Annotated in this window: 14 protein-coding genes and 2 pseudogenes; 8 read left to right on the top strand and 8 right to left on the bottom strand. The window is 49.8% G+C overall.

The genetic code is table 11. From position 1 onward, the window contains the following. From arnD to arnB, 4 genes are read right to left on the bottom strand one after another with little or no spacing between them, the layout of a single operon-like run. A complete protein-coding gene (arnD, locus tag QNH99_RS21855) occupies window positions 1-894 on the bottom strand; it encodes a 4-deoxy-4-formamido-L-arabinose-phosphoundecaprenol deformylase (RefSeq protein WP_241568007.1) in 894 nt (297 codons plus the stop codon). Then, window positions 891-2,873, bottom strand: coding sequence for a bifunctional UDP-4-amino-4-deoxy-L-arabinose formyltransferase/UDP-glucuronic acid oxidase ArnA (gene arnA / locus QNH99_RS21850; RefSeq protein WP_063876908.1), 1,983 nt, complete (start codon window positions 2,871-2,873; stop codon window positions 891-893). The genes arnD and arnA overlap by 4 nt, the downstream gene beginning before the upstream one ends. Further along, window positions 2,873-3,853 (bottom strand): undecaprenyl-phosphate 4-deoxy-4-formamido-L-arabinose transferase, encoded by a 981-nt coding sequence (gene arnC / locus QNH99_RS21845; protein WP_096011598.1) that lies wholly within the window; start codon window positions 3,851-3,853, stop codon window positions 2,873-2,875. Before arnC ends, arnA begins: the two co-directional genes overlap by 1 nt. Beyond that, on the bottom strand, window positions 3,854-4,990 hold the full coding sequence (arnB, locus tag QNH99_RS21840) for a UDP-4-amino-4-deoxy-L-arabinose aminotransferase (RefSeq protein ID WP_410517758.1): 1,137 nt from the start codon (window positions 4,988-4,990) through the stop codon (window positions 3,854-3,856). It abuts the gene before it with no gap. A 539-nt stretch (window positions 4,991-5,529) separates the two neighbouring features. On the opposite strand from arnB, the gene QNH99_RS21835 reads away from it, so the two are divergent. After that, the gene (locus QNH99_RS21835; RefSeq protein ID WP_109717660.1) at window positions 5,530-5,925 is read left to right on the top strand and encodes a bleomycin resistance protein; all 396 of its coding nucleotides are present in this window, start codon (window positions 5,530-5,532) and stop codon (window positions 5,923-5,925) included. 455 nt (window positions 5,926-6,380) lie between these two features. Further along, window positions 6,381-6,579: pseudogene (locus tag QNH99_RS21830) on the top strand (hypothetical protein). 161 nt (window positions 6,580-6,740) lie between these two features. On the opposite strand, the gene QNH99_RS21825 reads toward QNH99_RS21830, so the two are convergent. Next, window positions 6,741-7,052: a hypothetical protein gene (locus QNH99_RS21825; RefSeq protein WP_063876911.1), complete on the bottom strand. Its 312-nt coding sequence runs from the start codon at window positions 7,050-7,052 to the stop codon at window positions 6,741-6,743. Window positions 7,053-7,229: 177 nt separating this feature from the next. Here QNH99_RS21825 and QNH99_RS21820 point away from each other — a divergent pair, with 177 nt between their 5' ends. Further along, the gene (locus QNH99_RS21820; protein WP_063876912.1) at window positions 7,230-7,514 is read left to right on the top strand and encodes a hypothetical protein; all 285 of its coding nucleotides are present in this window, start codon (window positions 7,230-7,232) and stop codon (window positions 7,512-7,514) included. 93 nt (window positions 7,515-7,607) lie between these two features. Here the strand turns inward: QNH99_RS21820 and QNH99_RS21815 are convergent, their stop codons facing one another. From QNH99_RS21815 to QNH99_RS21805, 3 genes are read right to left on the bottom strand one after another with little or no spacing between them, the layout of a single operon-like run. Next, window positions 7,608-7,802, bottom strand: a complete 195-nt coding sequence (locus QNH99_RS21815; protein ID WP_410517771.1) for a MipA/OmpV family protein — start codon at window positions 7,800-7,802, stop codon at window positions 7,608-7,610. Beyond that, window positions 7,751-7,978, bottom strand: a complete 228-nt coding sequence (locus QNH99_RS21810; RefSeq protein ID WP_410517757.1) for a hypothetical protein — start codon at window positions 7,976-7,978, stop codon at window positions 7,751-7,753. The genes QNH99_RS21815 and QNH99_RS21810 overlap by 52 nt, the downstream gene beginning before the upstream one ends. Window positions 7,979-8,032: 54 nt before the next feature. Further along, entirely contained in the window at window positions 8,033-8,272 is a 240-nt protein-coding gene (locus tag QNH99_RS21805; RefSeq protein WP_410517770.1) for a DUF4158 domain-containing protein, read from the bottom strand. 253 nt (window positions 8,273-8,525) lie between these two features. Here QNH99_RS21805 and QNH99_RS21800 point away from each other — a divergent pair. The 5 genes and pseudogenes from QNH99_RS21800 to QNH99_RS21780 all read left to right on the top strand — a co-directional run. Continuing rightward, a pseudogene (locus tag QNH99_RS21800) lies at window positions 8,526-8,714 on the top strand (helix-turn-helix domain-containing protein); the annotation flags it as partial. A 35-nt stretch (window positions 8,715-8,749) separates the two neighbouring features. Then, window positions 8,750-9,442: a hypothetical protein gene (locus QNH99_RS21795; protein ID WP_172896926.1), complete on the top strand. Its 693-nt coding sequence runs from the start codon at window positions 8,750-8,752 to the stop codon at window positions 9,440-9,442. Window positions 9,443-9,677: 235 nt separating this feature from the next. Further along, window positions 9,678-10,157, top strand: coding sequence for an Hcp family type VI secretion system effector (locus tag QNH99_RS21790; protein ID WP_096011605.1), 480 nt, complete (start codon window positions 9,678-9,680; stop codon window positions 10,155-10,157). A gap of 228 nt (window positions 10,158-10,385) precedes the next feature. Continuing rightward, window positions 10,386-11,069, top strand: a complete 684-nt coding sequence (locus QNH99_RS21785) for a response regulator (protein ID WP_096011606.1) — start codon at window positions 10,386-10,388, stop codon at window positions 11,067-11,069. Further along, complete coding sequence (locus QNH99_RS21780) at window positions 11,066-12,253, top strand: sensor histidine kinase (RefSeq protein WP_283378541.1); 1,188 nt, start codon at window positions 11,066-11,068, stop codon at window positions 12,251-12,253. Before QNH99_RS21785 ends, QNH99_RS21780 begins: the two co-directional genes overlap by 4 nt. Window positions 12,254-12,269 lie beyond the last annotated feature (16 nt).

Here is a 12,269-nt window from a genome sequence, read left to right as displayed (position 1 = left end):
TTACCTTGTTAAATTCTCACAACCCAACCAGCCTTCCCGGCCAGCGATATGACCACGAACAACCTTACCCACCGGTAAAGTATCAAGGTTTTCAGGTAAGAGTTCGCTCAGTGGGCAAAACTGTATTCCTTGCGCACGGGCACGCTGCAACAACGTATCAAAAGCATCAAGCTGACTAATACCTTCCACTTCGGCATGAATGGTATAAACCGGCGTGCCCTGATCAGCCTGGATTTTTTCCAGAATATAATCGTTGAAACGCTCGGCACTGAGCGTGGGTCCGACCACTTCATCCCATGTCGGTAACGTGACGGGGATCTGGACCGTACCCAGTTCGCCGTTTCTTAACTGCGGTCGAAAGGGCGCCGTCCCGCGGCAGTCGCTGTTGTACTGAAAGCCAAAGGTTTCTTTAGCCTGAATAACCCGACCATCTGCCCGCCAGCCAGCCACTGCTGAGCAGGTCACTGGCTGACCGGTTATCGCCTCCAGCGCGTCGCGGCCCATGGCTATCTGCTGAATGAGCTGCGGCTCTTTCCAGACGCCGGCCCAGGTTTGCCAGGCAAAATGATCCCAGGCATGTAGACCGACCTCATGGCGATCGGCGGTTGAGCGAATGATATCGCTCATCCCTGCCCCGATCCGCTTTCCTGGCCAGGCCGTTCCGGCTAACAGAATGTCCCAGCCATAAAGTGATGCTGCGCGTGAGCGCAGCATTTTCCACAGAAAGCGCGGTTTCATCAGACGCCATAAATGGCGTCCCATGTTGTCGGGTCCGACACTAAAGAAAAACGACGCCTGAAGATCATGTTTATTGAACAGATCCAGGAGCGCGGGGACGCCAAGTTTTGTCCCGCGCCAGGTATCTACATCAACACGCAGACCAACTTTCTTCATTCCTTGTCGTCCTGAAGCTCAACGGTACGCAGGAAGAAGTCGAGTGTGTTATCAATCGTGGTGTTCATTTCCACAGTTGGTGTCCAGCCGAGCAGGCGTTTTGCATTACGGATGGATGGCTTACGGTGTTCAACATCCTGATAGCCCTTACCGTAATAGCTGCTGCTTTCCACTTCGCGGAAACCGGCAAACGGTGGGAAGCTGGCACGCAGCGGATGACGTTCAAAGCTTTCCAGCAGGCGTTCGGCCAGCTCTTTGATACTCGCTTCGTTATCCGGATTACCGATGTTGATGATTTGTCCGTCGCAATTATTGTTTTTGTTCTCAATAATTTTAAACAGCGCTTCTACACCGTCGCTGATATCGGTAAAGCAACGTTTCTGACGACCACCATCAAACAGCTTGATCGGCGATCCTTCCACCAGGTTTAAGATCAGTTGTGTGATGGCGCGTGAACTGCCGATGCGCGCCGCATTCAGGTTGTCCAGGCGCGGGCCCATCCAGTTGAAAGGACGGAACAGGGTAAAGCGTAGCCCTTGTTTTTCACCATAAGCCCAGATGACGCGGTCCAGCAGCTGCTTGGAAACGGAGTAAATCCAGCGCTGTTTATTAATCGGGCCGACAACCAGATTGGAGTGATCCTCATCGAAGTTTGCATCGGTACACATGCCGTACACTTCAGACGTCGATGGGAAAATGATGCGTTTGCCGTACTTGACGCAATCACGCACGATTTTGAGGTTTTCTTCAAAATCCAGTTCGAAAACGCGCAGCGGGTTACGGGTATATTCGATCGGTGTCGCGATGGCCACTAATGGCAGGATGACATCACATTTTTTGATGTGATATTCGATCCATTCAGAGTGAATACTGATATCGCCTTCAACGAACTGGAAGCGCGGATGACCGACAAAGCGGCTAATCGCATCTGAACCGATATCCAGGCCAAACACTTCAAAGTTATCGTCCTGCAACAGACGCTCGGTCAGGTGATTACCGATAAAGCCGTTTACGCCCAGAATCAATACACGCGTACGACGTTTAACGGCTGCAACGGCCTGGGAATACAGCAGCGCGCCATTCACCATGCCAAGATGCTGAGCCAGCTGGATACCGTTCATGTAAACGCTGTTGGCGGTCTGTCCGGTCTGAATCTCCAGTGCGCCCTCGCCGCAAGCAACGACGAAAGGCTCCGCAGACAGCACGGTGCCAGGACGGACATTATGCGCAGTAGATAATACTTTTGCTTTCCAGACCACGAATTTGGTGGTGCCAGCAAAAGCAAAGGCACCCGGCCATGGGTCAGTTACCGCACGAACCAGATTATTGATTTGGCTGGCTGGCAATGCCCAGTTAATCCGACCATCTTCAGGCGTGCGGCGACCCACTACGGTGGCTTCCGCTTCATTTTGCGCGGTGCCGACGATATTGCCCTGCTTCATGGCAGGCAACGCGCTTTCCAGCAGCTCAGTGGCGCAGTCGACCAGCTTGCGGTGCAGCGTTAGTGCGTTATCTTCATCGGCGATGGCAACACGCTGCTGAGCAATGATCTCGCCCGCGTCCGCTTTTTTAACCATGCGATGTAAGGTCACACCGGTTTCGGTTTCTCCGTTAACCAGCGCCCAGTTTAACGGTGCGCGTCCGCGATATTTTGGCAGCAGTGAACCGTGAAGGTTAAAGGCACCCTGCTTCGCACTGTTCAGAATCTGATCGCACAGCAGGTTACGGTAATAGAAAGAGAAAATCACATCGGGTTCAGACGATTTGATGCGATCGATCCACAGAGGATGGTTAACTTCATCCGGAGCATAAACCGGGATAGAATTTTCAGCCGCGATTCGCGCCACTGAGCCAAAAAAGTGATTTTCTGACGCCGTGTCGGCATGGGTATAGATGGCGCTGATAGTGTAACCTGCTTTCAACAGCGCATTGATGCCCGCACAACCCATGTCGTGATAAGCGAAGACGATAGTTTTCATTACTCGGTTTCCTGTACAGAACGGTCTTTCTGAGGATTGATAACACGTTGAATAAAATAGCGAGGTCTGGCACGGACATCGTTGTAGATACGGCCGATATATTCGCCAAGCAGCCCCATGCCAATAAACTGTGCACCTATGAAGATGAACAGCACGGCAAACAGCATAAAGACGCCATCACCAGCCCAGGCTGCGCCAAAGCACAGACGAAGCAGAATCAACACCAGGGAAAAGGCAAACCCCGTCAGCGCGATCAGGCTGCCGAGGACGCTCAGCATGCGCAGTGGTGTGGTGGTGAGGCAGGTCACCAGGTCGTACATCAGGTTGATTAAGCGCATAAAGCTGTATTTTGAATCGCCATGCTCACGCTCAGCGTGCGTCACGGGTAATTCGATGGTGCGCCGTGCAAAGGTGTTAGCCAGAATCGGAATGAACGTACTGCGTTCGTGGCAATTCAGCATGGCATCGATAATGTGGCGGCGGTAAGCCCGCAGCATGCAGCCATAATCGCCCATCGATTTGCCGGTCACGCGCTGAATCATCTGATTGATAGTGCGTGAGGCCTGACGACGGAACCAGCTGTCCTGACGGTTCTGGCGCACGGTTCCCACAACGTCATAGCCTTCCTGAGCGGCAGCAACCAGACGCGGGATCTCTTCAGGGGGATTCTGTAAATCTGCATCCAGCGTGATAATCAAATCACCACTGACATGGCTGAAGCCCGCCATAATGGCAGAGTGCTGACCGTAATTTCGGTTAAGCAATACAGCCACAATATGGCTGTCCGGCAGTGAAGCTGCATCCGCAATCATCACGGCGGAGGCGTCCTGACTACCGTCATCGACCAGCAGGATTTCATAGTCCAGATTAAGGGTTTTACAGGCGTCATTGGTACGCTGAATCAACGCCGGTAAACTCTCCTGCTCGTTATAGACCGGGATAACCACCGATACTTTTTCAATCTCTTTATCGTCGAACATTTAAACCCCAGTCAGTCCACGTAGTGCGCTGATAACGCGTTCAACGTCATCGTCGGTCATGTCGGGAAACAACGGAATCGAACATATACGCTCGCTGTTCCACTCGGTGGCGGGCAGTGATAGGTGCGGATAGTGTTCACGGTAATATTTGTGAGTATGCGCCGCCCGGAAATGGAGACCGGTTCCAATGTCCTGATCTTTAAGCTTCTGCATCAGCGCATCACGGGAGAAACCGCATGCCTGCTCATCAACACGAATGATGAACAGATGCCAGGCATGTTGATGCTGCCAGGCTGGCGGAACCAGCGGTTTGAACGGCGTGTCTTTGAGCGCCTCCAGATAGCGTTGCGCAATGGCCGCCCGGCGCTGGTTAATTTCAGGCAACTTTTCGAGCTGGACCAGCGCAATAGCTGCGCTGATATCAGGCAGGTTGTATTTGAACCCAGGCATGATGACTTCAGCCTGTGGCTGACGGCCGTGGGTTTGTCTGTCAAAGGCATCAACGCCAAGACCATGAAACTTCAGGCTGCGAATTCGATCGGCAAGCGCGGCATCATCCGTGACGACCAGCCCACCCTCAGCACAGGTCATATTCTTGATTGCATGGAAAGAAAAAATCGCATTGCCATGTCCACCAACATGCTGGCCTTTGTAGTAAGTGCCTGCGGCATGTGCGGCGTCTTCGATGACCGGAATCCCGTGGCGTTTACCGATGGCATAAATGGCATCGATGTCGGCGGGCGCGCCGGCGTAATGGACAGGGATGATGGCTTTGGTCTTAGGGGTTATCGCCGCTTCAATGGCCTCAGGCGTTACCATCAGATTATCAACGTCGATATCAATCATTACCGGGGTTGCGCCCAGCAAGGTAATAATGTTCAGAGTAGAAACCCAGGTCAGCGAAGGGGTAATGACCTCATCACCTGCCTTGATGCCCAGCGCCATTAACATCACATGCATACCGGCTGTTGCAGACGTCACGGCAATAGCATATTGATTCCCGGTCAGCTGGCAGAATGCACGTTCCAGTTCGGCACATTTTGGCCCGGTAGTAATCCATCCAGATGCAAACACATCACGCACTGCAGACAGTTCAGCTTCACCCAAAGAAGGTCGTGAAAACGGAAGAAATGCCATTAAGTAATATCCTTAAACTGTTTTGCAATTTTTCCAGCAAATTGAGCGCAATTTTGAAATAAAATAATGAACAAAATGTCGTATACGTTCATCAAAAATCGCCAAAATCCGCGAAAAACAAGCAAAATCATTAAAATCTGCCTGGTGAAATAAATTATTAGCAAAACCTTTATTTCATACCGGTATCAAATCATACGCCCGCAACCTTAACCGAACATTAAACACCTTATGTAATTAACAAATTGACATGATATTTATCACTTTTACCAGACTAATCACTTTAAATAAACAGATATGTTTGACAGTTGCGTGAAGGTACTAAAAAGAGAATTTTGAGGGGCGTGTTCGGTATATGCGGTGGTTGACAGAAGCCTTGATATCGTTGAAAGTTAGACGGCAGAATCCTGTTGTTATTTAAACAAATAGCGTTGCGGCAATTGCTGAAAAAAAACGCAAGTCGCATTATTTTATTTATTTACATAAAGTTACCCGTAACCATGTGCGCCGAAAACGTAGCTGATACTCTCTACTGGAACCCTATGGTTCCCGAGCTGACCGTCGCGGACTTTGCCGCGTCTTATGCTTTTTATGTTGACGTTATCGGCTGGAAAGTCAGGATAAGACGTGCTCAGCCGGACTTCGCCTATTTGTGTTATGGTGAAGCACAGTTAATGATTGAGCAGATGCATGAAGAAGGCTGGCAGACCGCAAAATTGGCCCGACCTCTGGGACGGGAGATCAATTTTCAGATTGAAGTAGCGGATATCGACACGCTCTACAATCGACTGCTTACGCACGGAACGCCCCTCTTTCGTCCCCTGCGCGAAAATTGTTATCACACCGGCGCTCAATATGAATGTCAGAAAGAATTCCTGGTTCAGGACCCTGACGGCTATCTTCTGCGATTTTGTCAGCCTGGCGGTGGATCACCTTAGCCGTTAAACGCACGGACTTTCAGCAGACGCAGCACTGAAATTCGAGGTTAGCGCAAACGTCATATCATCACGCAGGTCACTGCGACGTTGTCGTTCTCAGCAGCAAACTTTTCACCGCAGTTAAATTCTCCCAGTACGTCGCCAGGAAGAAGTGTTGCCACTCTCCCTGTGTTTCCGGCTGCTTAATTTCACGACGTCGCGCTGGCGCGTTCCTACGTCTGGATGTGTCCAAACAGGGTGGTGCATATCGTTTTATCCAATAACAGTGGGTGCTGATGGTTGAAGTGCGTTACCAGGCGATCACCTGGAAATATATGGAAGGAAATGATTCGTGGAACGACCATTATTTTGCCTGATAAGAAGGCATCAGACGGGGCGAATGCCTCCTCAGACATTAATCAGGATATAAAAAATTCGGCTGGACCACAGGCAAAGGTTATGTCTGCCGCTTTCCTCTGACTGAACATAATTATGCTCAGTTATTGCAAGGCTGTTATGACTATTATTATGGCTATATTGATGCCATCAAACGGGTGATGACCAGCGTTTCAATAGTCCAGATGGGCTCCATTTACCTGCATTTTCGTTTTACGAAATAAATGTGAAGGACTGGCACAAGGCATCGCTGATGGCGTTATTGATATGCCATTTTGAGCCAGTATTCAGAAGGAAAATCCAGCTAGCCGTGGAAAGGTCTGTCGCATAAACAGGATGATAATGGGCCCATCAAGTTAAGGATTTTATAATATCAAAGGGCCAGTATTCGCCCCTGACAAACACATTTCCTCTTCATGAATAGAGCCCATTTTAAGCATCTACAGCGGCACGATCTCGTCCACCTGATGCTGAAAAACGTAAGGATCAGAGATTAACCCAAACTGTTCATCATCCGGCCAGGTCACTGCGACGTGGTAGTTCTCACCGGCAAAATTTTTCACCGCAGTTAAATCCTCCCAGTACGTCGCCAGAAAGAAGTGTTGCCACTCTCCCTGTGTTTCCTGATAGACGAATGCGGCTTTGTTTCCCGATGTCGCGCTGGCGTGTTCAACGCCGGTCCTTTGAAGATGTCTGGCAAACCCTTCTGCATGTTTTAACGGAACGCATCCGTGCCACGTTCTTACAATCATCGTCTTCTCCTTAAAAGCCGTCTTCATTTGAGGATAATGCGTTGATTTTATACAACAGAATGGAATGTCAGGTAAAAAATTTGTCCGGCGGTGGCACAAATCCTAATTTGTTCTACAGTTACTGGCCCGACCAGGGATAACGACATTAATCATAGTAATAACAGAACGGTAACAAATATGGAATTGAGTAAGTTTGAGGTCAGAACAGGCCTGTGGCCACACATGCATTTCACCGATATTGAGTACGATCAGCGCGGCAGTAGCTATGAAATTTACGCCACCGATGTGACCCATCAAACCAAGAGCAAGCTCTTTATTTGCCGTACGGTTGATGAACAACAGGCGAGACTGCTGGCTGAACAGTTCAAAATCTGGCTGCCTAAAATCAATAGCAGAAAGCGCAAAGCCGCTTCAAAAACATCGCCGACAGGCTATGAACGTGTGGCATGCCATAAAGGCTGATGCTGTTACTCGCCTGTTTCAACGGCTTAGTGAGTCGTCACAGGATATGATGGACCAGTAGCAGTCAGGTTTATGCTGTTGGTCCAAACGCTATCAGAAAGAATAGGTTATCGCCGCCGTCAGAGAGGCATCATTGTGATGGAATATCACAGGACTGTCCGCAGCATTTTTATCCAGCCAGCGATAGTCGCCGATTAAACTGGTCCCCCATCCCGACGCAAACTGGTGACTCCACGTTACGCTGGTATCCGTACCGTAAAAACCCCTTTGACGCTGTACTGACTGTATCCGCTACGGGCATGTTGATCCGCATTAAGGGTTGTGAGCCGGAAGCCGCCAAAATTTTGCGAGCTTGCCATACGGCATTTGCGGATCAGAGCACCCTGAGTAATGTCTTTCATCCCCAGCGTGGAGACAACCTGGTCCAGATGAAGTTTCTCATCGATGATAACGTTCTGGATCATCCGCGCAGAAGAGTGAGTTCAGTGCACTTTGTGTTTCTGTATCGCGGAAAGGCGCTAACGTTCCGTTGACAGCGCTTTACTGATGATTTTCTGAAGCGTTGAATATCCTGGCCGGACAGTTTTCTCATTCAGCCAGCAGATAAGTTCGGTGGCAACAAATCCAGGAGTAATATCACGACGCACAATCTGCGCTGCACGGGCATCCAACTGTGGACCAACGGAGCCTGACCACTGATGGTACCCAAAGAAGTCGGTAGTAAGCTTACGCTGGGCGTAATATTGATGACCGGTAATGATTTTGTCGGTGAGTGATACTTAACGAAAGTAACGCTGAATCACAAAATCGAAATCACTTTCCACATCCTTCGGTAGAAAATGAAAGAAAGCATGTTTGGCCTTAAAATAACTCGTCTGCAGGATACAATAAATTTGCGCCAGTATTCCGGGGCGGCTGGTTGCGAGCGCCAGCTCATCTGACGTAAGCGACCAAATACTCCAGTTGCTGGCCTTCATCAAAATCAGGCCATACAGTGCGCATTTTTCTGCACGCGAAGGTATGGCCATCGCCAGGGCAAAAGGGAAACGGCGAGGAAAACAGCCAAAGTTGTCAGATAAACAGCAAAAAGAACTTTGCAGGATGCACGGAAGCGGTGAGTACTCAATAAGCGATCTGGCCGAATTATTTTCCGTTTCGCTGCCGACTGTTTATCGGACGCTTTCCCCTGGACAAAAATGAGCAAGAGGATTTAATGAAATAAGCAAGGAGCAGTTATGTACTACAGCAATGAAGTTATCAGCTATTTTCAGGCTAATAAAATTCTTGCGTTAAAACTCGACCATGCATTAGCGGGTGCAGGAAAAGCCGTATCAAATCAGATTGAGACGATCGCTGCAGGTACAACGCGAGCACTGTATTACACATCCTGTTTTACTGATGAATATCAGGATGTCTGCCAGAAACAAAAGACCGAAGACATTCGATTCAAAAACAGCGTTATTTATCTTTTGCAACATGGCAATGTTGCGTATGACATGTTTAAAATATATTTCGAAGAAATATTTAAATATAAAACCCCCGATCAACTGGAGCGCATCAAACAAATGCTTATGGCTGTTAATATCCATATTGCCGCCAGTTCACTCACAAACGCTGGGTTTGCTCTGGCAACAGCATCATTTGTCGCAGCAGGCATGAATCTAAGTCTTGAACTCAGTGCACTGGCAGGGCGAAGAGCGGGCGAGGTTGTAGGGGCTATTGGGATATACGGCGTGGTACAGAAAGCGGCAGATAGTGCCCATCGCCTACACGTCCAATACCCAGCCTATTACTCTGCACTCTACATGCAACAACTAGAAATGATGTACTTCCTCATAGAGCCATTGTTTGAGCGGGCTGAGGCGTTTAAAGCACAATGGGCATCGGATGATGGTATTGCAGATATCATCACCAGGATGATTCGATAATCATGATGAATCTTATTAAAAGGTTTTTCAGACGGGTATTCAGATCATTGATCTCGTATTATGGCCCGGCAGTGCTGACAATAATTTTCGCTTTAGTTCAGGGTTTGTTTTTTCCTGACAGCCCAATCTGGCTTATCCCCGTATTTTTTGTATTTGTGATGGTTGTTTTATCAATATGTGAGATTGTAAAGTTCAAACGTTAGCATCATCGTAAATTTATTTATAAGGAAATAATATGTCTACACCCGCACATTTATGGCTTGAAGATGAGAACGGATCTCCGATAGTCGGTAGCTGCATGATGCCACTCCGTCTGGGTTCTATCGAGTTAAAATCATTCTCTCACGGTGTCACTATTCCAGTTGACCCAAGCTGGGGAAAACTTACCGGAACGCGCGTTCATAGTCCGATCACGATAGTGAAAGAATTTGACCAAACGACACCTATTTTGTATCGCGCCGTCTGTGAAGGCCGCACATTGAAAAAAGCAACGATCAAGATGTACCGAATACTGGAATCGGGCATTGAGTCTGAATATTTCAATATCATCCTGGAAAACGTCAAAATCACGACAGTTTCCCCTTACCTTGCCCCTACAGGTATGAGCAGCAACCATCTGGAAACACTCGAATTACGTTATGAGGCAATTACCTGGAAGTATACGGAGGGTAATATTATCTACAGAGACTCATGGAACGATCGTTGTCGTGCCTGATGACGAGGGGCGCCAAAGGAGGCAATTGCCTCCTTTGGTTCTAGCCAGAACACTTAACGTCAGCATTAAACTGACCATGTGAAGCGCATGTTTTCAGGTTATTATCACTTTGCTTGATCTCATCAGGTTGTGTCACTAAGGCGACGATGTCGCGACCAGGCTGGAGTATAAAAACAACGTGTCAACGTAAGCCCAGGAAACGATGGAGAAACGGTCAAGGTGGCCCAAATGAAAACGAAACGCGTGCTGATTATTGAAGATGACGCTGATGCAGCGGGCGTACTTGAAGCCTATCTGAAACGGGATGGCTATGACGTGGCGATCGCCAGCAACGGCATGACCGGTCTGGAACAGGCCCAGCGCTGGCAGCCCGATCTGATTCTGCTGGATGTCATGCTGCCGGTGATGAATGGCACCGAAGTTTTGGCTGCCATCCGGCGCAGCGGTGATACGCCTGTCATCATGGTAACCGCGATGGGGGAAGCGCCCGACAGGATTGGCGCATTGCGTTATGGCGCTGACGACTATGTCGTCAAACCCTATAATCCCGGAGAGGTCGTCGCACGTGTTCAGGCTGTACTGCGTCGCACACAGCAGGCGAAAGTGCCAGATGAAAAGCTCTGCTGGGCGGGACTGGAGGTTGATCCTGAATCACTTACCGCCGTGGTTAATGGCGTCCACAGGCTCGATCTGACGCCAACGGAATTTTCTATTCTGGTTACCCTGATGCGCGCGCCGACGCGTCCTTTCAGCCGTTTGTTTTTACTTGAGAACTGCCTTCCAGAAAGTGATGCCCTTGAGCGGGTGGTTGATACGCATGTGTATAATCTGCGTCGCAAACTTGAAGCTGCAGGGATGTCGGAAATTTTACCCGCCGTTCGCAGCGTGGGTTACAGGTTCAGACAACCATGAAGCAGAAAACCCATGACTCAATGTGGCGCTGGATTTGCATTCGTATACTCATTCTCGGCTTAGGCAGCGTCATTCTTATTGCGTTCTGTATGTGGCTGAGGTTTGCCCTGCAAACGCTCTGGGTTTACTACCGGATGCCAACCGCGCTGTGGGAGGAGTTTTCTCGACTGCGCGTGCATCCGGAGCGCGATACGGCTCGCTTCCATCAGATTGTCGATCAGTGGTGGGGCGTCGGCTTCTCCGATCCCTCTATCGCGTCTGCGGACTGGATTACCGTAGCGGTGCTGGTCGCGGTGATTATTCCCTTTTTTGTCGTGATGGGATTGCGCTTTGCCCTGCCACTGGCGAAACAATTTAGTCAACTGGCACACGCGGCACGGGATGTGGCACAGGGTAAATTCGGCACCTCGGTCGGTCAGGTTGATGGCGCGCCGCAAGAGTTAGTGCGTTTTACAGAAGACTTCAACCTGATGACACAGCAACTGGTGCGTTACGAACGTGAACTTAAAGCGTCGCATGTCGCGATTGCTCATGAACTGCGTTCTCCCTTGACCGCCGCAATGGGACGTCTGCAAGGCATTGTGGACGGGGTATTTGCACCCGAACCCCAGCAGTTTTCCATGATCATGAAACAGCTGACGCAGTTGAGTCGTCTGACGGATGAGCTTCATTTACTGTCGTTAGCAGAGGCAGGTCAGCTCAGCCTGAGTCTGACCCGGTTTAACCTTGCTGAGTTATTGCGTGAGAGAACCGCCTGGCTGGCGCTTCAGGCCGAGGCCGGGCAGGTAGCAATAGAGGTTCAGTCGCCCGCATCGCTGCCTTACACGGGAGATGCTTCTCGCTTAGGTCAGGTCGTGACGATTCTGATGGAGAATGCGTTGCGCTATGCTGCAGAAGGCAAACGAATTTCCGTTTATGCTCAGGCGTCCGCCACAGCGATCACCCTGCAGTTTCGTGATTATGGGCCTGGCGTCGAACCTCAGTTTTTAGCCGTTATTTTTGAGCGTTTTACACGGGCAGAGTCTTCACGCGCCCGCCATTCCGGCGGCAGCGGTCTGGGACTGTCCATTGCGAAAGCTATCATTGAGGCTCATGGCGGTCGTATCCAGGCACGGCTGCCATCAGAGGGCGGACTGCACATTACCATTACCCTGCCCTTACATGACGCCATGCAGACTGCGTAAAATACCGCGCGAGTCT

The organism is Pantoea allii, assembly GCF_046529425.1.
Classification (GTDB): Bacteria; Pseudomonadota; Gammaproteobacteria; order Enterobacterales; family Enterobacteriaceae; genus Pantoea; species Pantoea allii.
The sequence above is the reverse complement of the archived record's forward strand: the minus strand, read 5'-3'. Positions and strand labels throughout refer to the sequence as shown.